This is a genomic window from Pseudoalteromonas sp. HL-AS1 (assembly GCF_031198785.1).
GTDB lineage: Bacteria > Pseudomonadota > Gammaproteobacteria > Enterobacterales > Alteromonadaceae > Pseudoalteromonas > Pseudoalteromonas distincta.
This window is the reverse complement of the sequence record NZ_CP133569.1, coordinates 2,979,556-3,001,358: the sequence shown is the minus strand read 5'-3', so window position 1 is coordinate 3,001,358 and position 21,803 is coordinate 2,979,556. Positions and strand designations below refer to the sequence as shown.

The 21,803-nt window shown below is 40.3% G+C and carries 17 protein-coding genes, 6 tRNA genes and 1 other RNA gene; 20 read left to right on the top strand and 4 right to left on the bottom strand.

Annotation, left to right across the window (positions count from 1 at the left end; genetic code table 11):
• Positions 1 to 4 precede the first annotated feature (4 nt).
• Both RB214_RS13905 and RB214_RS13900 read right to left on the bottom strand, forming a co-directional pair.
• Positions 5 to 1,315, bottom strand: coding sequence for an IS4 family transposase (locus RB214_RS13905; RefSeq protein WP_309167426.1), 1,311 nt, complete (start codon positions 1,313 to 1,315; stop codon positions 5 to 7).
• Positions 1,316 to 1,434: 119 nt separating this feature from the next.
• Entirely contained in the window at positions 1,435 to 4,212 is a 2,778-nt protein-coding gene (locus RB214_RS13900; protein ID WP_309167582.1) for an ATP-binding protein, read from the bottom strand.
• 331 nt (positions 4,213 to 4,543) lie between these two features.
• Here RB214_RS13900 and RB214_RS13895 point away from each other — a divergent pair.
• From RB214_RS13895 to RB214_RS13855, 9 genes are all read left to right on the top strand, one after another.
• A tRNA-Phe gene (locus RB214_RS13895) sits at positions 4,544 to 4,619 on the top strand.
• Positions 4,620 to 4,690: 71 nt separating this feature from the next.
• Positions 4,691 to 4,766, top strand: a tRNA-Thr gene (locus RB214_RS13890).
• A 51-nt stretch (positions 4,767 to 4,817) separates the two neighbouring features.
• Positions 4,818 to 4,893: transfer RNA gene (locus RB214_RS13885), tRNA-Phe, on the top strand.
• 57 nt (positions 4,894 to 4,950) lie between these two features.
• Positions 4,951 to 5,026 (top strand) — tRNA-Thr (locus RB214_RS13880).
• A gap of 132 nt (positions 5,027 to 5,158) precedes the next feature.
• Positions 5,159 to 5,234 (top strand) — tRNA-Phe (locus RB214_RS13875).
• 102 nt (positions 5,235 to 5,336) lie between these two features.
• A tRNA-Thr gene (locus RB214_RS13870) sits at positions 5,337 to 5,412 on the top strand.
• A 322-nt stretch (positions 5,413 to 5,734) separates the two neighbouring features.
• The gene (locus RB214_RS13865) at positions 5,735 to 7,150 is read left to right on the top strand and encodes a TolC family protein (RefSeq protein WP_309167580.1); all 1,416 of its coding nucleotides are present in this window, start codon (positions 5,735 to 5,737) and stop codon (positions 7,148 to 7,150) included.
• Positions 7,140 to 8,456: an efflux RND transporter periplasmic adaptor subunit gene (locus tag RB214_RS13860; protein WP_182682388.1), complete on the top strand. Its 1,317-nt coding sequence runs from the start codon at positions 7,140 to 7,142 to the stop codon at positions 8,454 to 8,456. The genes RB214_RS13865 and RB214_RS13860 overlap by 11 nt, the downstream gene beginning before the upstream one ends.
• Complete coding sequence (locus tag RB214_RS13855) at positions 8,453 to 11,536, top strand: efflux RND transporter permease subunit (protein WP_197098635.1); 3,084 nt, start codon at positions 8,453 to 8,455, stop codon at positions 11,534 to 11,536. Before RB214_RS13860 ends, RB214_RS13855 begins: the two co-directional genes overlap by 4 nt.
• Before the next feature lie 137 nt (positions 11,537 to 11,673).
• Here the strand turns inward: RB214_RS13855 and ssrS are convergent.
• Positions 11,674 to 11,856: non-coding RNA, 6S RNA (gene ssrS, locus RB214_RS13850), on the bottom strand.
• A 193-nt stretch (positions 11,857 to 12,049) separates the two neighbouring features.
• Here ssrS and RB214_RS13845 point away from each other — a divergent pair.
• Genes RB214_RS13845 through RB214_RS13830 form a run of 4 tightly spaced genes read left to right on the top strand, consistent with a single transcriptional unit; the run spans position 12,050 to position 16,330 of the window.
• On the top strand, positions 12,050 to 12,613 hold the full coding sequence (locus tag RB214_RS13845; RefSeq protein ID WP_002962745.1) for a UPF0149 family protein: 564 nt from the start codon (positions 12,050 to 12,052) through the stop codon (positions 12,611 to 12,613).
• 28 nt (positions 12,614 to 12,641) lie between these two features.
• On the top strand, positions 12,642 to 13,964 hold the full coding sequence (pepP, locus tag RB214_RS13840; RefSeq protein ID WP_309167577.1) for a Xaa-Pro aminopeptidase: 1,323 nt from the start codon (positions 12,642 to 12,644) through the stop codon (positions 13,962 to 13,964).
• 15 nt (positions 13,965 to 13,979) lie between these two features.
• Complete coding sequence (gene ubiH / locus RB214_RS13835) at positions 13,980 to 15,167, top strand: 2-octaprenyl-6-methoxyphenyl hydroxylase (protein ID WP_309167576.1); 1,188 nt, start codon at positions 13,980 to 13,982, stop codon at positions 15,165 to 15,167.
• A complete protein-coding gene (locus RB214_RS13830) occupies positions 15,164 to 16,330 on the top strand; it encodes an FAD-dependent monooxygenase (protein ID WP_309167575.1) in 1,167 nt (388 codons plus the stop codon). The genes ubiH and RB214_RS13830 overlap by 4 nt, the downstream gene beginning before the upstream one ends.
• Before the next feature lie 269 nt (positions 16,331 to 16,599).
• Here RB214_RS13830 and RB214_RS13825 read toward each other — a convergent pair whose 3' ends face one another.
• A complete protein-coding gene (locus RB214_RS13825; RefSeq protein ID WP_309167573.1) occupies positions 16,600 to 17,799 on the bottom strand; it encodes an alpha/beta hydrolase-fold protein in 1,200 nt (399 codons plus the stop codon).
• A gap of 376 nt (positions 17,800 to 18,175) precedes the next feature.
• Here RB214_RS13825 and rpsF point away from each other — a divergent pair, with 376 nt between their 5' ends.
• From rpsF to RB214_RS13790, 7 genes are all read left to right on the top strand, one after another.
• Complete coding sequence (gene rpsF / locus RB214_RS13820; protein ID WP_002962750.1) at positions 18,176 to 18,517, top strand: 30S ribosomal protein S6; 342 nt, start codon at positions 18,176 to 18,178, stop codon at positions 18,515 to 18,517.
• Positions 18,518 to 18,560: 43 nt separating this feature from the next.
• Positions 18,561 to 18,878 carry a primosomal replication protein N gene (gene priB / locus RB214_RS13815; RefSeq protein ID WP_004588456.1) on the top strand — a complete coding sequence of 106 codons (318 nt, stop codon included), beginning with the start codon at positions 18,561 to 18,563 and terminating at the stop codon, positions 18,876 to 18,878.
• Between the two features lie 12 nt (positions 18,879 to 18,890).
• Positions 18,891 to 19,118, top strand: a complete 228-nt coding sequence (gene rpsR, locus RB214_RS13810; RefSeq protein ID WP_002962753.1) for a 30S ribosomal protein S18 — start codon at positions 18,891 to 18,893, stop codon at positions 19,116 to 19,118.
• A gap of 35 nt (positions 19,119 to 19,153) precedes the next feature.
• Positions 19,154 to 19,606 (top strand): 50S ribosomal protein L9, encoded by a 453-nt coding sequence (rplI, locus tag RB214_RS13805; RefSeq protein ID WP_002962755.1) that lies wholly within the window; start codon positions 19,154 to 19,156, stop codon positions 19,604 to 19,606.
• A gap of 226 nt (positions 19,607 to 19,832) precedes the next feature.
• A complete protein-coding gene (locus tag RB214_RS13800) occupies positions 19,833 to 20,381 on the top strand; it encodes a sigma-70 family RNA polymerase sigma factor (RefSeq protein ID WP_309167568.1) in 549 nt (182 codons plus the stop codon).
• Complete coding sequence (locus tag RB214_RS13795; RefSeq protein ID WP_024596807.1) at positions 20,368 to 20,850, top strand: hypothetical protein; 483 nt, start codon at positions 20,368 to 20,370, stop codon at positions 20,848 to 20,850. Before RB214_RS13800 ends, RB214_RS13795 begins: the two co-directional genes overlap by 14 nt.
• A 9-nt stretch (positions 20,851 to 20,859) precedes the next feature.
• Positions 20,860 to 21,798 carry a DUF4097 family beta strand repeat-containing protein gene (locus tag RB214_RS13790; protein WP_182682394.1) on the top strand — a complete coding sequence of 313 codons (939 nt, stop codon included), beginning with the start codon at positions 20,860 to 20,862 and terminating at the stop codon, positions 21,796 to 21,798.
• The last annotated feature ends 5 nt before the right edge of the window (positions 21,799 to 21,803 follow it).

The following is a 21,803-nucleotide window of genomic DNA, read 5'->3' as shown; positions in this document are numbered from 1 at the left end:
CCGTTCACTTAAGGTGAGCGGCTTTTTTATTTCTAGCGTACCGCTGTGGTCTTGGCTTGACTGCACGAGGAAAACCTCGATCCCTTCGAGGCTCTAGAATTAGGCTTTCTGCCATCGCATAAAAGTATTTTAATTGACGTGGTATGGCTCCAGGTGTTGAATAAGGTAATCCAACAAGCAACCTCATTATTTGAGCTAAACTACCATTGAAACTCAGTTGGTACGGTAAATAATCACCTTTTAATGTGTGGCACATTTTTACCATCTGATATCGCACCATATTATAAGTAAGCAACACTCCCCACAGCTCTTGCTTTACAAGCGCTGGTAAGCGACTTCTTAATGTTAATCGATTGCCCAGCATATATTGCTTTTGTTCCCGATAACCAAGCTCTATCTCCCAGCGGTGACTGTACAAATCACCTATATCGGCTGATAGATATCGCATCGGATCTGTCATAGATGTCATCACACTATATGATTTCCCCTTTATTTTTCGAGTCACTAACCTCGCGATTAAGGTGTTAGGCAGCGTTGGCCACATCTTTCTTGCTCTTGGGTTGCTGCTAAGTTGGACTAATTTATCATTACGCCCTAATGTTTGAATAACTTCATATTGCACATTTTTTTTCAGGGGGATTAGCCAATGGCGTTCACTGCCAGTTGTTTGCCATTTATGTAAAAGCCCTAAAGAATAGAAACCTTTGTCGAATAAAGTGAGACTGTTATCGGGTGTGGTTTCTATAAGCTTTTCAGCCAGCACCATTTCATTGACCTTGTAATCATCAAAAGCACTCCCCGTGATTAGGTGGCTGCTTAGCTCCATTTGACACACCATTCTGACCTGTGGGTATTGTGTATTAGTCGGTTTTGTAAAGGCTTCATTGTTTTGGGGTGAGTCATCCGTACGCCAAACGACACCATCGACACCAAGCAAGGTAAGCCCATTCCAATGAGGATGATTAGCGTCATTATTCCAATGCCTTTGGGTGCATTCAAATAAGGCTTTCATGGCGGCTTCACCTAGGTTTTTACGACGCTGAGTTAAAGCACTTGGCGCAACAAATGGCTTACCATCGCGGTCAACAATGTCGAGCATATTAACGACATCGGCCATCGATTTGTCATTATAAATAACCATCCCGATCAACAACCAAGCCATCGATTCTAGGGTTAGTTTTCTTTTTCGTAGTGTAACGGTTTCGGTCAGTGCATAGGCTTCTTCGATAAGAGATAAAGGGAGTAAGTCTGCGAGTGTTTCAACGTCATTAGGTTTGATGTTGTTAATAATATCGAGAGCATTAGAAAGTTGCATAAAAAAATCCGAATTCTACAAAAGAATTCGGATTCTTACATACCTAGAAGATCGTTCAAGTGCTATTAACTAATTCTTAAATGATCGGCATTAGCTATTAAGCCCTTTTTTATGTTTATTTATTCATTTAACTCATCTTCTTGCTCAGATATTTTAATTTGTTCCTTTAAAAATTGAGCAGCTTTAGAGTATTCAATTTCCAGCTTATCTCTTAACTCTATTAATTCATCGGTTGTGAGTTCACCTTCTTTACATTTATCTTCAAATGCACTTGAAAGTTCTGCCACCGTTTGGGCACCAATTGTCTTGGAGATCGATTTTAATTGATGACACCCTTCAATAATCTCATTTAAATCGTTAACCATAACGCCGGAATTAATACTCTTAATTAAGCCTTGGCTTTGTTCTAAATACATTTTGAAAAAACGAATTTGCTTAGCGTCATCACCGTTTACATATTTAGCAACAGCTTCCATATCAATAGGTAGTGCCATAGTTTGATGGATAACTACATTTGGGTTTTGGCTTTGTTTATCGCTCCAACGTTTTAGAGTTTCTTCTAACGCGTTCAGCTCTATAGGTTTGGTAATGAAGTCGTTAATACCTACTGCTAAACAGCGCTCTTTTTCGCCTTTAAGTGCGTTTGCTGTTACAGCAATAATGTAAGGTTGTGCATCAATCGATTCTAATAGCTCTGCTTCATTACGGATTTTTTCGACCATATCGTAACCCGACATTTTAGGCATGTGTAAGTCGGTTAAAATAAGTGAGTAATCACCTTTTCTCCACATATCTAGGCCTTCTTCACCGTTGTTCGCTATTTCAACGCCAAAGCCCAGTATATGTAGTTGATTGGTGAGGACTTGTTGGTTTAGAAGGTTATCTTCAACAAGTAAAACCAATTTGTTTGAATTACGTGCCTGCTCAACATTTAAATAGTTATTAAGTGTTTTGGTTTTTTTAATTTGCTTAGGTGTATGTAACCCTGCAGCCACCAATATAGAAAGCATAAAGTTAGATTTACATAGAGGAGAAGCATTAATATAAAAAATGTTTTTATGATTTATAGCTGCTTCATCAAGCTTACTTAGTACTACAACTTGTTGGTTATAATCCTCTAATGAATAAAATAAGCGTCTTAGCAGCGCATTAGTTTTATCCATATTGTCTATGCCATCAGCCACCCAAATAATATCTTGTGAATGCTGGTGCTCTTCAATTTCTTCTTCTGTGTGTGCATAAATTATTTTAGCGCCCATGAACGATAAATAACGGTACATTGTTTTTTCACGTTCTAGGTGATTACTAACTACAACAATTTGCTTACCATTTAATGCACCTTTATGTGCGTACTTAATTTTACCCGATGTGCTAAAGGGCAGCTCTACTGTAAACTCACTGCCAATTCCCGTATGACTAGTTACATGAATAGTACCTAGCATAAGCTCAGTTAAGCTTTTACAAATAGAAAGACCTAAACCGGTGCCACCATATTCTCGGGTAATTGAGTTTTCGGCTTGAATAAATGGATTAAATATTTCGCGAAGTTGCGCCTGCGACATGCCTTTACCGTTATCAGTTACGCAAAAGCGTAAGGTAAAGTGATCAGTCGTATTATGAACCACCTCTGCTGATATTTTTACATGGCCTTGGGTTTTTTCATCAGTGCTAGTGAATTTAATTGCGTTGCTACATAGGTTATAAAGCACCTGACGTACACGCACACTATCACCAGTAAGATTGACTGGAATATCTGGTGCTATTGCTAGTTCTAAATCAAGCTCACGTTTTTTAGCAACTGATGAGAGCACTCGAGCAACTTCTTCAATGGTATCGGTTACCGAAAATGGGATCGGGTCAATATTTAGCTTTCCAGCCTCAATTTTAGAAAAATCTAAGATATCATCCAAAATGCTCAATAACGAAAATGCTGATTCACGAATAATTGTACTTAAACGATGTTGAGCGCCATCAAGTTCTGTCTGGCGCAGTAAATCAATAGTGCCTATAACACCATTCATCGGTGTTCTTATTTCGTGGCTCATTGTGGCTAAAAAAGTCGTTTTTGTTTCGCTTGCTCGCTCTGCTTTTAATGTGGCTTGCTCAAGCGCTATAGTACGATTTTGCACTTCGGCTTCTAGGCCATTTTGTAATTTATAAAGCTCTTTTTGTGCGGCGTCATTCTCACTCATCGCAGTCTGTACTTTTTGTAGCAGTAAGTTAATGTTTTTTGCCACTACACCTAAACCAATATCAAGCTGCTCATCAACACTACTATTGTAATTAGCATTTTCGGTGATTGCCTGCAGCTCTTGTGTAAGAGTGTCAGTACTTTTTCGTAAGCGACTATTAATGTACATATTAAACATTAAAGTAAATATAAATAATGCAGCTACGCTTGCTATAGCAATAATGTAGGCAATAACTTGAGAGTTTTGAGCGCTTAAAGGAGCGGTTGGTAGGTTTTGCTTAATAATAAGCTCGCCAATAGGTTGATCGTTTAACAGCAGTAAGTGGTGTAGGATGCCTTCTTCTACTAGATGCTTTTCAGTTTTAATTGAAGCGATAGCAGGTTTACTACTGCTATATACCAATTGAGTACCTGATGTTGGATTGAAGCGATATAGAGTATATTCAAAGTCATCATCTAATAACGACGTTAAATCAAGTAACTGCCTTATTTTACCTTGACCATACATAGTTAATGCATCAACCATAGGTAAGTCTAATCTATCGGCAAGCGTTACAATATTAACAGATGATGCAGGTTGGGCTGTCTTAACTTCAGTTTGTGAATAAAATGAGTGGGCAATAATAGCAAGCGCTGTTACTGCAATATTTATGATTAAAAAAAGAGGTAATAAGCCTTTGACTGGCGATGAAAATTTACTCTGCATTGATTGTTTCCAATTGATGTGATTTTACTACGATAAGTCCCTATCGTACGTATCTAAGCTAATCGTAACATTTACAAAAAATAATTCACTACGGTTTTAGTCTGATTTATTTATATTTATAGTTCGATTTGTGGTAAAAATGAACGTTATTAATAAAAAATACACTGAGTTGTCTGAAAACCGTTCAAACAGTTATAAAGAATAAAAAAAAAGTTGACTTGTAAGGGCAAAACTCGTTTAATACGCCGCACGCCCAGATAGCTCAGTCGGTAGAGATGAGTGGGAATTGCATTAAAAATACTTTAAGATTTTTAATTAGCACTGTTTAAGTGCCTCGATAGCTCAGTTGGTAGAGCAGAGGATTGAAAATCCTCGTGTCCCTGGTTCGATTCCGGGTCGAGGCACCATTTATTAAAGTAGTGGTGTTTAATCAACAGTTTAAACATTATTACGCGTGCCTTAGCACACAGTTTTGTGTGCCGACTTAGCTCAGCTGGTAGAGCAACTGACTTGTAATCAGTAGGTCAACCGTTCGACTCGGTTAGTCGGCACCATTTATATAAAGTTAATTGTAAAGTATCACAATTAATTAGCACAGTTTATGTGCCTCGATAGCTCAGTCGGTAGAGCAGAGGATTGAAAATCCTCGTGTCCGTGGTTCGATTCCGCGTCGAGGCACCATTTACTTTAAGTTCTCAATCTTTAAAATTGAACGTGCCTTAGCACACAGTTTTGTGTGCCGACTTAGCTCAGCTGGTAGAGCAACTGACTTGTAATCAGTAGGTCAACCGTTCGACTCGGTTAGTCGGCACCATTTATTTAAAGTAGTTTGAAAAGAAAAACTGTAATCAGTAGTCTGTTCAAATTACCTGTCGACTCGGTTAGTCGGCACCATTTATGAAGTTAAAGGTTAATTTTATTAATCGGTAACTAGCACAGTTTATGTGCCTCGATAGCTCAGTCGGTAGAGCAGAGGATTGAAAATCCTCGTGTCCGTGGTTCGATTCCGCGTCGAGGCACCATTTATTGAAAAGCCTTGCTTATGCAAGGTTTTTTTATTTTAAGTGCTTTATAAAAGTTCTCAATCTTTAAAATTGAACGTGCCTTAGCACACAGTTTTGTGTGCCGACTTAGCTCAGCTGGTAGAGCAACTGACTTGTAATCAGTAGGTCAACCGTTCGACTCGGTTAGTCGGCACCATTTATTTTAGGTAACTTGAAGCAACTGACTTGTGATCTGTAGTCTGTATAAGTTACCCGCTCGACTTTGTTAGTCGGCACCATTTATTTAAAAGCCTTGCTTATAGCGGGGCTTTTTTGTTTTTGTATAGTTAATCTCTTAAACACATTACAAAAAGTTAATTTTAGTATTAAAAATTGCTGATCATTTACTCATTTTTACCGTATAACTGGCTATTATGTTAATTCATCGCTAGCTATGTAATGTTATGTAAAGTAAGTTGAGCAAAATTTGCCAAAGTGCTTGAATTACGTTCATAAATAGCAGTAATTTAGGTTTAATTATGATTTGGCAATGCAAGCCAACCCTACTGGCAATTAGTGTGATGCTGCTGAGCGGCTGTGCGAGTGATTTAAACTCGTCTCAGCGCATGCAAGTCCCTAATAATATGCCTCAGCAATGGCAGCAAGAAATATCAAGCTCAGTATTAAAAATACAAGAGCAATGGCTTACACAATTACAAAATCCTACGCTTAATAAATTTGTACAACAAGCACTTAAAAACAACCAACAGCTTTTGCAAACGAGTTATGATGTTGAAATTCAAAAGCAGCAACTTATAGTCTCGGGCGCTGCACTTTGGCCAAGCCTCGATTTATCAACACGTACAAGCCGTAGTAAAGACAACCGCCCTGTAAGTTACGCCAACGCAAGCTCAGCTAGTTTAAACTTAACTTACGAGGTTGATTTATGGGGTAAGCTTTCGGATTCAAAGCGCGAAGCTAATCTTAACTATTTAGCCCAGCAGGCACGGTTTGAGCAAGCTAAACAGCAACTTGTTGCTGATGTGGTAACAGGTTGGTTTGATGTGGTTACGGCGCAGCAATTACTGGATTTATTTAAACGTCGTGAAGCCAATGCACAACAAAATCTCGATATTATTGAAGCTGGCTATCGCCAAGGCATAAACGAAGCGCTCGATGTGTATTTAGCGCGTAATGAGCTTAATAATGAACGCTCTCGCATTGCCACTCAAACAGCGAGTTTATCGGCATCAGCACGTGTACTTGAGCGTTTACTTGGTGAATACCCAAAAGGCGCTATTACTGCTAGTAGTGACTTACCTGTTATTAATACCGATATTCCTCTAGGATTACCTTCTGAACTTATAACGCGAAAACCTACTCTACGTGCAAATTGGTATGAGCTTTTAGCAGCCGATGCATCATTGGCATATGCGCACAAACAACGCTTTCCAAGTTTAGATTTAACGGCTTCATTAAGTGATAGCACCGACAGAGTAAGCGACTTGTTTTCTCCATCAAGCCTTGCATGGTCTTTATTAGGTAGTATTTCAGCGCCACTTTTTGAAGGTGGGCGCTTAAAAGCCAACGAAGAAATAGCGCGTCTTAACACTCAAAAGCAAGAGCAGCTTTATTTGCAAACGCTTTATAACGCATTTGGTGATGTGGAAAATGCTATTTCACAGCAGCAGTCCCTCAAAGCTCAATATACAAGCACGTTAGAGGCACAAGAAAACGCACTTGCTGCAGAGCAATTATCGTTTGAGCAGTATCAAAGTGGCTTGGTAACTTACACGACAGTGCTTGATGCCCAAGATCGCTCTTTCGATGCGCAAAGCTCCTTAATCGATATTAAAAACCAATTAATAGCCAATAGAATTAACCTACACATTGCCCTTGGTGGTGATTTTGCAAAGCCCTCAAGTGAACTAAAGAGCAATAACGATGAAAACTAAAACAGCAAAAATTATTATTCCAGCGGTGGTTATTGTTGCCACAATTTTAATTGTTATGTTTATTAAGGGGAATCCACCAGAGGCTAAACGCTTTGGGGCACCTCCTAAGGCATCAATAAGTGTGGCTGCGCTTGAGCTAAAACCACAAAATTATCAAGTTATGATAGACAGCTACGGTACGGTAAAACCACGTACACAAAGTTTGTTAGTGGCTCAGGCATCTGGACAAATAATTGAAGTAAGTGATGACTTTAGAGAAGGCGGTTTTTTTGAAAAAGGCGATGTACTTTTAAAACTAGACGACAGAGACCATCAGGCTGAAGTTAAATCTGCTCAAGCCAATTTATTAACTGCAGAGCAAGGTTTACTAGAAGAAAAAGCGCGTGGGCAACAAGCTATTACAGATTGGAAGCGCCTTGGCGGTTCAAATCAAGCAAGCAGCTTAGTACTACGAGAGCCACAACTAGCAGCCGCTGAAGCTGAGGTTTTATCGGCTCAGGCTGCACTTGAAAAAGCGATGCTTGATTTAGAGCGCACTAAAGTAACGGCGCCATATGCGGGACGTATACTTAGCCGCAGTGTTGATTTAGGGCAAGTTGTTACTAACAACACACAGTTAGCTACCATTTACGCAATCGATAGCGTTGAGATTCGCTTACCAATTAAAAATAAAGATCTCCCATTTGTAAATTTACCAGAGCAGTATCGCGATGGTGCTAAAAACCAAGCGGGTTCAATTGTTAAATTTACTTCTGACTTAGTAGGTGAGCAAACGTGGCAAGGTCAATTAGCACGCACAGAAGGTGCTATAGATGAAGGCGCACAGCAGCTTTATGTAGTTGCTAAAATTAATGACCCGTATAAAGCAACAGCAAATAACCAGTACCCAATAAAAATTGGGCAGTATATAAAAGCGCAAATTACCGGCAGAACAGTATCTAACGCACTTATAATTCCAAACAGTACAATTTATCAAGGAACGTACGTTTACATTGTTGAAGATGACGTACTAAAGCGCAAAGACATCACACTAGCTTGGCAAAATGCGACTCAGGCGATGATAAAAACCGGTTTAAACGCAAATGATAAGCTTGTTATTACTCCACTTGGTCAAGTAAGTTCAGGAACTCAAGTAAGTATTTTAGGTGAACAAAGCGCAGATCAACCTAAAAGCCGTGGAGCGAATGGACAAGGTAAAGGAAAGCGCCCGACTCCAGAGCAGCTTGAACAAAAAGCAAAAGAGCTTGGTATTAGTGTTGAAGAGTTAAAAAAACGCCGTCCAGCAAAGCAAGGAGATAAGCCATGATAGCTTGGTTTGCCAAAAACCATGTTGCAGCTAACTTATTGCTAGTAACACTGCTGCTGTCGGGGCTTTTTAGTTTATCGACTAAAATACCGCTTGAAGTATTCCCTTCATTCGAAACCGACATGATAAGCGTGAACGTAAGTTTGCGTGGCTCAACACCAGAGGATGTAGAGCAAGGCGTAACAATTCGTATAGAAGAAGCCGTACAAGATTTAGAAGGTATTAAGCAAATATTTAGCCGCTCTTCTGAAGGCTCAGGCTCTGTAACAATTGAAGTTGAAACGGGCTACGACCCGCGTGAGCTTTTAGCTGATATTAAAAGTCGTGTAGATGCAATTAACACCTTTCCAGCCGATGCTGAAAAGCCAATAGTCGCGCTTGCTGAGCGAATTCGCGAAGTTATCGCGGTTACCGTATCAAGTGATTACGGCGAAAAAGAAACCCGTGAATATGCAGAAACAGTACGCGATCAAATTCTACGCTTACCAAATGTGACGCAGGTAGAGCTAAGTGGTGTTCGTGATTACGAAATTGCCATTGAAGTAAGCCAAGACGTTCTTCGCCAGTACGATTTAAGCCTTGCACAAATATCGAGTGCCATTGCTAATTCAAGCTCTGATATTTCTGCTGGTAACTTAAAAACTGAAGGTGGGGACGTACTTATAAGCTCTAAAGGGCAAGCATATCGTAAAGATGAATTTGCCAATATTGTTGTTAAAAACCAAGCTGACGGCACGATTATTCGTTTAGGCGATATTGCAATAATTAAAGACGATTTTGAAGAAACCCCAGTACGTACTCGCTTTAATGGTAAGCAGGCTGCATTTATCGACGTATATCGAATTGGTCCACAAAGTGCGATTACTGTTGCTGACGAAGTTAAAAATTACATAAAAGAGCAACAAAGCTCCCTTCCACAAGGATTTGAACTAAGTTACTGGGATGATGATTCGGAGCTGGTTAAAAGTCGAATTGCCACACTAACGACCAATGCCCTACAAGGCGGTATTTTAGTACTTGCTTTACTTACTTTGTTTTTACGCCCTGCAATTGCATTTTGGGTATTTATTGGTATTCCAGTTTCGTTTATGGGCGCGTTTATAGCGATGCCTATTTTTGGCGTAACGCTTAATATTATGAGCTTATTTGGCTTTATATTAGTACTTGGGATTGTTGTTGATGACGCCATAGTTACTGGCGAAAATGTCTATACCCATTTAAAAACAGCTAAGTCGGGGGAGCAAGCTGCAATTTTAGGTACTCAAGAAGTCGCAACACCAGTAACATTTGGTGTATTAACTACCGTTGCCGCCTTTTTACCTTTGGCCTTTATTGAAGGGGCGCGCGGTGCTTTGTTTGCACAAATACCGGTAGTGGTTATTCCGGTATTATTGTTTTCATTGATTGAATCTAAATTTGTACTACCAGCACATTTAAAATATATAAAACTACGCCACGAAAAAGGCGAACCTTCAAAGTTTGATGTTATTCAACAGCGTTTTGCAGATGGATTTGAAAACGCGATTTTAAAATACTACCAACCCACTTTAAATTTAGCACTGCGCCATAAATTGGCTTCGGTAAGTTTGTTTGTTGGTGTGTTTATAATAATTTTAACTATGATCACTAGTGGTTGGACTAAGTTTGTATTTTTCCCGCGTATACCAAGCGAAACAGTCCGCGTTAACTTAACACTACCAACAGGTACGCCGTTTGAAGTCACTAATAAATACGTAATTGATATGTCGCAAAAGGCGCAGCAATTACAAGAAAAATACCGCGACCCAGATACAGGTGAAAGCGTTATTTTAAATATATTAGCCACAACAGGTGGGCGCGGTGGTGTATCTAATTCAGGTTCTGTACGCTTTGAAATAACACCGGCTGAAAAGCGTGAATCAGACATAGGATCAAGAGAGCTTGCCAGCGAATGGCGGGATTTAATTGGTGTCATTCCAGGCGTTGAAAGCTTAACGTTTAGAGCTGAAATTGGCCGAAGTTCTGACCCAATTGATGTTCAGCTTAGCGGGACTTCGTTGACTATTTTACAAGACGTGGCTGATCACATTAAAACCCGTTTATCGACCTACCCAACGGTATTTGATATTGCAGATAGCATGTCTGATGGTAAAGAAGAGTTACAAATAGAGCTTACGCAGCAGGGCTTAGCGCTGGGCTTAAATAGAGTCAATGTTGCAGGCCAAGTGCGTAACTCGTTCTTTGGCTCGCAAGTCCAACGTATTCAGCGCGGGCGTGATGATGTACGTGTAATGGTTCGCTTGCCTATAGACGAGCGCCGCTCAGTTGCCGATTTACAAAATATACTCATCAATACACCTACTGGTGGTTCGGTGCCGTTATCGCATGTTGCAACTCTTACCGCAGGGCAAAGTCCGTCAACTATTAACCGAATAGACCGCTACCGTACTTTAAATGTAACAGCGGATATCGAAAAAAATAACACCAATATGACCATACTCCAGGCTGACTTAACGGAGTATTTAGATGAATTAATGCAGCAATATCCTGGAGTAGATTACAAACTAGAAGGTGAGGCTAAAGAGCAGCGAGAGTCGTTTGGCTCATTGGCTTGGGCACTTGTGTTTGTATTTTTCATAATTTATGCGCTATTAGCGATACCGCTTAAGTCTTACTTACAGCCAATTATAGTAATGAGTGTAATTCCATTTGGCATGATAGGTGCTGTAGTCGGGCATTGGATTATGGGCATGGATTTAACCATTATGAGCTTGCTTGGTATGCTCGCTCTAACTGGGGTGGTAGTAAATGACTCCCTTGTACTAGTTGATTTTATCAATAAAAAGCGCAGTGAAGGCGGCAAATTACTAGATGCAGTTAAACTTGCCGGTGCATCGCGTTTTCGCCCTGTAATGCTAACAAGTTTAACGACCTTTATTGGCTTAATGCCGTTATTATTTGAAAAAGCAACTCAGGCGCAGTTTTTAATACCTATGGCGGTAAGTCTAGGGTTTGGGATTATTTTTGCGACCTTTATTACTTTATTGTTAGTGCCAATAAACTACATGATGATGGAGCGCTTTCAAGGTTGGTTTAAGTAAATAAGCGTAAGCATTTAAAATTTAGCTGTAAGTAAGAAATTGCTTGCAGCTTTTTTTTGCCAAAAATTATAAAAATAATGTACGAAGGTATAGCAAAAAAATGAATAAGTAATAAGAGGGGGTATTAAAATAAGAAGGTGTTCCCCAAGATACGGTACTCGGTTTCAGTCCTGAAACCAGAAGGTTTCAGGGCGGAAATCTGCGGTTTACCGTAGGCTTCTCGGTACATGCCGAGCTTGCACAATAGTAGACGAACAGAAATCCTGGTATAAAATTTATCGGCTCAGGGACTTAACCAAGCTCCGGTACCCCAGGGAACAATTTAAGTATATAAGACATAATCCAATCCTTAAACCCCAAACGTAAAAAATTAAACCGTTCGCTTAGTTTTCCCGCACCTTTAACTCGCCATTTACTTTATCGCATGGTTTTTGAGCTTGATCATACAATTAATTGGAGTTGCTTTTTATCGAGTGGTAGCATTGCCTTAACTTGCAAAGCGAAGATTCGATTATGAACGATTTACCCGATTACGAAAAAGCTCAACTGCTTTTAGAAAAAAACGAAATATTTGTATCACCTGCCGAAGCGCATGGTGTAATTAGTGGTTTACTTGCGTGTGGTTTAACCATTGACGACAAAGAATACTTAGGCCTTTTGAGCGATGTGTTTAACGATGGTGAATCATTTAGTAACGATTTAAAGCAGTTTTTTGGCACTATTTATAAGCAAGTAGTTGCGAGCTTTAATGATGACGAATTTCAGTTTGATTTATTTTTACCAAACGATGACGAAACACTCATCGATCAGGCTAATGGCCTCGTATCATGGGTAGCAGGCTTTATGCTTGGTTTTGGCTTAAAGCAAAAAGATTACGGTAAACTATCGAGCGATGTTAAAGAGGTTATTACTGACTTTAGCGAAATCACTCGCCTAGATACCACTTTTGAAGAAACCGAAGAAGACAGCCAAGCGCTGCACGAAGTGATTGAATATGTGCGCGTATCAGCACTACTTTGTTTTGCAGAGCTTGGTAAAGAGCAAAACACGCAAAGTACTAAAAAAACACTTCATTAGTTTAAAAAGTTAAACGGGTTGGTTAATAATGGTTGAAGTACAAAAGTCAGAATTTAAAGCACGCCGTGAGCGTTTACTTGCGCAAATGGATAAAAATAGCGTTGCTATTATTCCCGCTGCGAGCGAAGTTACCCGTAGCCGCGATACCGAATATGCATTTAGACAAGATAGCGACTTTTTCTATTTAACAGGCTTTAACGAACCCGACGCTGTACTTGTACTATGTAACAACAGCGATGCTCCCAGTACTTTATTTTGCCTAGATAAAGACAAGCTTGCCGAAATTTGGCATGGCCGCAGAGTTGGCTTTGATAAAGCTAAAAGTGACTACTTGTTTGATGAAGCTTACCCGCTAAGTGAATTAAACGATAAGCTACTGACTATACTAAATGAAAAATATGCGATTTATTTTGCACAAGGTGCTTATCCTTCATTTGATACTAAAGTGTTTTCGTTACTAGGTATGCTTAGAAGTGGTGCGCGAAAAGGCCTTAAAGCACCGAGTACTTTAAAAGAAATACGTGGCCTTATTCATGAAATGCGTTTGTTTAAATCGCCAAGCGAGATAGATGTTATGCGAGAAGGCTGTGAAATTAGTGCGCGAGGGCACATGCGTGCTATGCGCTATTCACATGCTGGGGCTACTGAATTTCAGCTAGAAGCAGAGCTACATCATCATTATGCCATGAATGGTGCGCCGCATCCTGCGTACGGCACAATTGTTGGTAGCGGCAACAACGCCAATATTTTACATTACACGCAAAATAGCGACGTATTAAAAAATGGCGACCTGGTACTTATAGACTCCGGTTGTGAGTTACAAGGTTACGCTGCTGATATAACGCGTACATTTCCAGTAAATGGGCAATTTAGCGAAGAGCAAGCCGCGCTTTACAATATTGTACTTAAAGCGCAAGAAGTTGCCTTTGATGAAGTAAAGCCAGGTGGTTATATGTCGCACGCTAATAAACTAGCAATGGAAGTAATGACCCAAGGTTTACTTGATTTAGGTATTTTAACCGGCGACTTTGACGAGCTAATGGCAAAAGGTGCATGTAAAGAATATTACATGCACGGCCTTGGGCATTGGCTTGGTTTAGATGTACATGATGTTGGCGATTACAAAGTAAATAACGTTGAGCGTGCATTTGAGCCGGGTATGGTACTCACCATAGAGCCTGGGCTTTATATAAGTGAAGACTCAAGCGCACCGCAAAAATACAAAGGCATTGGTATTCGTATTGAAGATAACTTGCTAGTTACCGAAACCGGCCATGAAAACTTGACCCTAAGCGTGCCTAAAAAAATTAGCGATATAGAAGCACTTATGCAAAGTGCTAAAAACGTATAAAGCTCGGAGAGTAAAGTGGCTAAGCAGTTTGATGTAGTTGTTATTGGCGGTGGTTTAGCGGGAGCAAGCTGCGCGTTAAGTGTGGCTAAAACTAATCCCGCGTTAAATATTGCCGTTGTAGAAGCTAATCAAGTAACCGGCGACTACCACCCAAGCTTTGACGACAGAAGCATTGCACTTGCTCAGCAATCGGTAGAGTATTTACAAAGCCTCAATTTATTTGAACAAAATGCCCCTTACACCGCAGCAATCAAAAAAGTGAGCGTGTCTGATCGAGGCCACTTTGGCAAAGCGCATATTAATTGCGACGAATTTGCTAAGCCTTCACTTGGTTACGTAGTAGAAGTTAACCCATTTGGCCGAGCGCTTCACCTGCGTTTAACGCAGTCAAACATTGCGCTTTACTGCCCCGATAGCGTAATTGCTATTGAGCAAACATTGCATAGCAATACACTTACCCTGCAAAGCGGCGAGCAATTAAACGCAGCGTTATTAGTTATTGCAGATGGTGCACAATCTCCCACACGTAATTTACTTGGGCTTGGTTTTAATACCCAGCCTTATGAACAAGGCGCAATTATTGCTAATGTAGAAGTGGCTGGTGGGCATAATAATCATGCCTTTGAGCGCTTTACACAAAGCGGGCCTATGGCGTTATTACCTATGAGCAATAACCGTTATTCGTTGGTGTGGTGTATGAGCCAAGATCAGGTTGAACAGCACATGGCACTCAATGAACAAGACTTTATAAGTGCCCTACAAAGTGCGTTTGGTTATCGCGGTGGTCAATTTACTAAAGTAGGCATGCGCACGAGTTACCCGCTCGTTTACGGGCAAGTCGAGTCTTTGACTGCGCACCGTACAGTGGTCATTGGTAATGCTGCACATGCTATTCATCCTATTGCAGGACAAGGTTTTAATTTAGGCCTTCGCGACGTGCAAGTACTTAGTAATTTAATAGCAAACAGCCAACACGGTTTAGGCAGCTATGCGTTTACACGTGAATATTCTAAAAAGCGCAGTGATGATATAAAAACCGTAATGAGCTTAACCGATGCACTTGTTAGGCTTTTTTCAAACTCATCGCGAGTGCTCGCATTGGGGCGCAGTATTGGGTTGTTTTCGATGGATTTATTTCCCGCATTAAAAGCGCCATTAGCCAAACAGTTAATGGGGCAAGTTAAACAAGGTAGGCGTTTATGAAGCAAGCACAGGTTTGTATTGTAGGTGGTGGCTGCGTAGGGCTAACACTAGCACTTGGATTGGCAAAAGCCGATATAAGCGTCGTTGTACTCGACGGCGCACCAACACAAGTGTTGCCAACTGACGAATATGGTTTGCGCGTAAGTGCGCTAAGCATTGCAAGTCAAACCTTGCTTGAGCAATTAAATGTATGGCCAGAAATTATCGCACAGCGAGCGTGCGCTTATACGCATATGGACGTACGTGATGCCGACAGTTTTGGCAAAATAGCATTTAATAATGAACAACTTGAGCTTGAGCATTTAGGCCACATTGTTGAAAACGACATTATCCGCTACGCGCTTATAAAAGAGCTAGAGCAACAAAGCAGCGCAACACTAATGTTTGATACGCAGTATCAGCAAATACATCAAAGCGAATCAGATGTATTTATAACGCTTAAAAGCGGCGAGCCAATTATTGCAAAACTGCTGGTGGCCGCTGATGGGGCAAACTCAGCTATACGTAAACAATTTAATATGGCGCTTAGCTTTAAAGATTACGATCACCATGCGCTAGTTGCGACTGTTAAAACTAAAGAGCCGCACGCGAATACCGCACGCCAAGTGTTTTTACCAACCGGGCCGCTGGCATTTTTACCACTGAGCGATGCAAATACCCATTCAATAGTATGGTCTACCAGCCCAAACCACTGCGATGAGCTGCTTGCAATGGACGACAGCAGCTTTAATAAAGCCGTAATGGCAGCCATAGATGGCCAATGCGGGCTATGTGAAGTGCAAAGTGCGCGCGCAGCTTTCCCACTTAAAATGCGATACGCTCAGCAATGGGTTTCAGGCAAAGTGGTACTCATTGGCGATGCTGCACATACAATCCATCCACTTGCAGGGCTTGGGATGAACCTAGGCCTAAAAGACGCCGCTTATTTAATTGAGCTTTTAACAAGTAATAATAAAGAATTTGCAAGCACGCGCACACTTCGCGATTACGAACGTACCCGTAAGCTCGATGCACAAAAGCACATAGCCATGATGCAAGGGTTAAAAGAGCTATTTGAAGGTGCAAACCCGGTTAAAAAACTTATCCGCGGAGTAGGGCTATCATTAGTTGATAATTTAGGCCCAATAAAACACCTGTTCGCCAAAGAAGCGATAGGCAAATAAGTAGGTTGGGTTGAGCGAAGCGAAACCCAACGCATAAAGTAAAGTGATGAGCTTGATTAAAAAACTGATGTTTAATTTAAACATCGGTTTTTGTTTTATGGTGGTTTTAAATATATTAAAAGCTTCGCTTTTCACGCGAGCAAGCTCGGCGTCTACATGCAAAGTTTCACACTGAGCTTAATTTTACCTGTAGGCGTTTAGCTTGCTGACGCGACGAGCGTTGCTCGTAATTACTATCGTTAGCTAAAAAGTGCTTTGCGTTAAATCAGTTACAAATTCTCTTGCGCTTCATTCACCATATCCTTGAGCGCATCAATTAACATTGGATCTCGCGAGTTTTGCTTAGCAAGTTCTAATGCGTGTTTCATACTGGTGACGGCCTCTTTGAACTGCTTATTTGCAGTATAGCCTTGCGATAAACGCATGTGAGAATAGGCTGCATTTGGGTAATGGGTAGTAAAGTGTTTAAGCGTGGTAATAGCTTTGGCTGTGTTACCAAATTTTTGCTGGCTATGAGCAAATTCTACATATACATCTTGTGGAATTTTAAGCTCAAACCCGTACTTATCACTCAGTGCTTGGTAGTAACCTGTAATGAGCGATACATCAGCAAATCTTCCGTGCTCGTCAGTAACGTTAAAAATTAGGTCGCCAAATAAGTGAATTAGGCTATCGCTAAGGGCTGGTAGTATGGTGCCCATATGACTAAAGGCAGGGTAATGCTTATATTCCCATTTTAGCTGTGTTGGCATTTGTTGTTCTAAATTTACTAAAGTATTTAATACACCTGTATAAAAGCGTGACCCTTCACTTGCTACACTAATAAATAACGATTGACCGCCTTTAGGATTTTTAGTGTATTTTATAATATTATTTTTTAATTCTTCATCACTCCACCAACTGTTTGGGCTTATAGCTATATAGTTATTAAATAACTCAGGCTGATTAACTAAAGTATAAAGCGCTAAAGTACCTGCATTAGAGTGGCCAATTAAGGTGTTGTAGCCGTTAGTTGAGTAATTACTGTTTATATAAGGCATGAGTTCATCAGACACAAACTTTAAAAACTTGTCGGTTTGCCCAGCATCAGGCCATTTATTTTTTACAAAGGTTTGAAACTCAGTTTTAGGCTCACCTTCTACTTTTGGTAAATAATCGCGAACACGGTTAGTTGTATCAATACCAACGAGCATGGCATTAGGTATCTGCTCGTAATCAACAAGGGATTTAATAACACCAGACGCCGTATGAAAGTGCTCAACACCATCAAGTAAATAAATAACATAAAGCGGCTGTTCGTCTTTTACAGTGTCAGGTATGAAAATTTTAATGGGTCTGTCTTCGTTAAGTATTTTTGATTGCAGAATGACTTTTTTACCAACGGTTATGTCGGTTGTATTGGTTTTTGCGTGGCTTAAAAATGGTGTACTAAAAGTAAGTATTAATACAAGCGATAGTAAGAGCTTCATAAATATCCTTATTTAATAATGTATTGCTTAATAATTGCACGGCTTTAAGTTTGAGTAAATACTTATATTTTGAGGCAGGTGTTAGACTTAAGTAATTCAAAGCTGCGCTTTATACGCGCGCAAGCTTGGCGTATATGATAAATATTAAACTGCGAGTTTAGCTTTTCCTTTAGGCCTACGGCTTGCTAACGGGATGAGCGAAGCTCGCAATAATTGCCTTTGAACTCTTATCTATAAAAGCTTAAAAAAACCTGCTTGCTTAATTATCCGTCTAAGCGTAAAATGCGCGCTCATTTCGGCTTTTAAACTATTAATTCCTTGCCTTAAACCGACCGGCCGAAACGGTAGAAGGCTCTATTAACCGTAAGGAATATCCATGCGTCATTACGAAATCGTATTCATGGTTCACCCTGATCAGAGTGAGCAAGTAACTGGTATGATCGAACGTTATACTGGTTCTATCACTGAAGCTGGTGGTACTATCCACCGTCTTGAAGACTGGGGCCGCCGTCAACTGGCTTACCCAATCAACAAGCTTCATAAAGCTCATTATGTTCTTATGAACGTTGAAGCACCTACTGAAGTAATCAGCGAGCTAGAAACTACTTTCCGCTACAACGATGCAGTGCTTCGTAACTTAGTTATGCGTACTAAAAATGCTGTAACTGAAGCGTCTCCTCTTGCAAGAGAAGAGAAGAAAGAAGCACCAGCTGCTTAATTGTTTTGAGTCCTAGCATGGCATGTAGTCAGCAGTTATTATAATGGTTAGCCCATATATGAATCAGCTGGTTATATCTGGGGTAGTTTGTAAAACTCCCAAGTTTAGCCAAAGCCCTGCTGGCATCCCGCATTGTATTTTTGTTGTAGAACATAAATCGATGCAAACCGAAGCAGACCTTAACCGTAATAGTTATGTGAGGCTTCAGGTAGTTGCCAGTGGAAAGCAAATGCAACAACAGACTCAACATTTGCACGTTGGGCAGGCATTGCAAGTGAGTGGTTTTTTAAATCGCCACGAAGGTCGTAACGGCCTTAGCCAATTGGTTTTGCATGCTCAGCATATAGAAAGAATTATTTGAGGAATTAATCTCATGGCACGTTATTTCAGACGTCGTAAGTTCTGCCGCTTTAAAGCGGAAGGCGTACAACAAATCGATTACAAAGATCTAGCTACTCTTAGAAACTATGTTACAGAAAGTGGCAAAATCGTACCTAGCCGTATCACAGGTACTAGCGCTAAATACCAGCGCCAGCTAGCAACTGCTATTAAGCGTGCTCGCTACTTAGCCCTTCTTCCATACACTGACTTACATAAGTAAGCAGCGGATTAACAGTTTTTAAAAGGTGTAGAAACATGCAAGTTATTCTACTAGATAAGATCGCTAACCTAGGTAGCCTAGGTGAACAGGTTGTAGTTAAATCTGGTTTCGCACGTAACTTCCTTTTCCCGCAAGGTAAGGCAGTTCCTGCGACTAAAGCTAACATTGAAACGTTTGACGCTCGTCGTGCAGAACTTGAAGCGAAAATCGCTGAACAGTTAGTTGCTGCACAAGCACGCGCTGAAAAACTAGAAGCATTAGCAGAAGTTACATTAGTATCTAAAGCTGGTGACGAAGGTAAGTTATTCGGTTCAATCGGTACTCGTGACATCGCTGACGCTATCTCAGCTGTTGGTGTTGAAGTTGCTAAGTCAGAAGTTCGTTTGCCTCTAGGTACTATCCGTGAGACTGGTGAATTTGACGTATCAATTTCAGTTCACTCAGACGTAACGGCTACTATCAAAGTAATCGTAATCGCTGAAGCTTAATTTTTAATTAAGCTAAAAAAGCCGTGCTATTAGCACGGCTTTTTTGTGCCTATAATTTGGCTAACTTCATTAGTTGAGGGCACAATTTAATACAACCTCGCATAAGCCCCTTTTTATTCAATTATTTTTTCATTCCTTTTAAACCTTTTCGAACTGTCATTACGTCTAACTTATCAATACACTTAAATAGCAACTCAACAATAATAATTAAAAGGCGGCATCACGGATGTTACACGTTAAACCCGAACCAACGCCTTTGTGCGAAGCTGCACTCATTGAGCGTGTTAAATCGGGTGATCAAGGCGCATACACAACGCTTTATGAGTTACATATAAAACGAGTATACGGTTTATGTTTACGCTTATTAGCAGACCAAGCACACGCCGAAGACGCCGCCCAAGAGGTATTTGTACAGGTATGGCATAAAATAGCATTGTTTGATGGGCGTTCGCAGTTTTCTACTTGGCTATATAGTGTTGCCAGTAATGTAGCGATAAGTTACCTGCGCAAGCAAAAAAACTGGTTACAAAAAGTAGTAAGTATTGAACACAGCGGTATGGATGAGCAATCAGCTAACGACTGCAAAGGCTTAAATGGCCTCGATAAGTTAATAGTAAGGCTTCCTGAGCGCGCACGTATGGTATTTGTATTATTTGCTATTGAAGGTTACAGGCACGAGGAAATCGCGGAGCAATTAGGTATGGCTGTTGGTTCAAGTCAGTCACAATATCATCGTGCTAGGCAGTTATTACAAGAGTGGTATGAAAATGAGTAAACCAAACTTTAACGACTACTTAAACAAGTCATTAAACACGCTTGATAAAGAAATTACGCCACAAAAAGATTTATGGGCGGGGATTGAGCGAGCAATTGTTAATAATAAGCAGAACCCAAACAGCACTATTATTTGGCCAAAACTAACGGCAATAGCAGCGTGTACTGTGGCTGCTTTAATTGCTGTTAATATATTTGTTATAGCACCTGAACCACAGCCCGTAGTGGCTATAAGTGATTACTTTTCGGCTCAAAAAAATAGTTTGTTAGTTGAATACGAAAATAAAGAAGCATTAACCACTAACTGGCAAACGCAACTACAAGAACTTGAAGAAGCTGAGCAAGCAATAAAGCAAGCTCTTGAAAACGAACCACAAAACCAAGCGCTACTGACAATGTTAGCGCAAATATATCAACAACAACTTGATTTAATTAACAAGGTGCACGCGCCACGTTGGCAGCACATTTAGGAGTACGATATGAAAGCGATTTTATTAGGACTGAGCTTATTTCCACTGGCGGCATTTGCGGGTGAAAAAATAGATAAGCAAATAGACGTACCAAGTGGCGGCACTATTTTTATTGAAAACCAACGCGGTGATATACATATTACAGGCTGGGATAAAAACGAATTTAAAGTATCTGGCGAGCTTGATGATAAAGCACAGGGTTATGAGCTTAAAACAAGTGGTGATAAAACACAGTTTATTGTAAAAATGCCCCGTAAATCAAATTGGGGCAATAGTGGTGACGGCTCAAACTTAACTATATTTATGCCTAAAAGCAGTAGTTTAGAGTTTGCTGGTGTTAATGTATCGGTGACTGCAAAGGAGCTTAAAAACGGCGCAGAAGTTGATGTGGTTAACGGCGAAATTACGGTAGATGATATTACTGGCAACATTAAGCTCACCACTGTAAATGGTGATGTGAACGCTGAGAACTTAAACGGGAATATTCAGTTTGAAACCGTAAATGGTGAAATTAACGATAGGCAATCAAGTGGTGAGCTGCGTTTTAGCGCTGTTAATGGTGATATTAAATCAACTTCAAACGCTAATGATGTACGCCTTGAAAACGTAAATGGCGATATAGAATTTACGCTATCGGCTATTAAAAACCTACGTATTAATACGGTCAATGGCGAAGCAGAAGTACAGATTAACGAGCTTTTAAAAGGCGGTGATGTACGTTTTGAATCAGTAAGTGGTGATGCCGACTTTTATTTCCCACAAAGTGTATCAGCAAAGTTTGAAATTAAAGCCCATGCTAATGGTAAAATCATTAACAAAGTCAGTAGTGACAAAGTCAGTAAAGCTAAATATGGCCCAGCCAGTGATTTAGAATTTAGCATTAATGGCGGTAATGCTAATGTTGAAATGGATACCATTAGTGGACGCATAGAGCTGCGTACCAAATAACACTC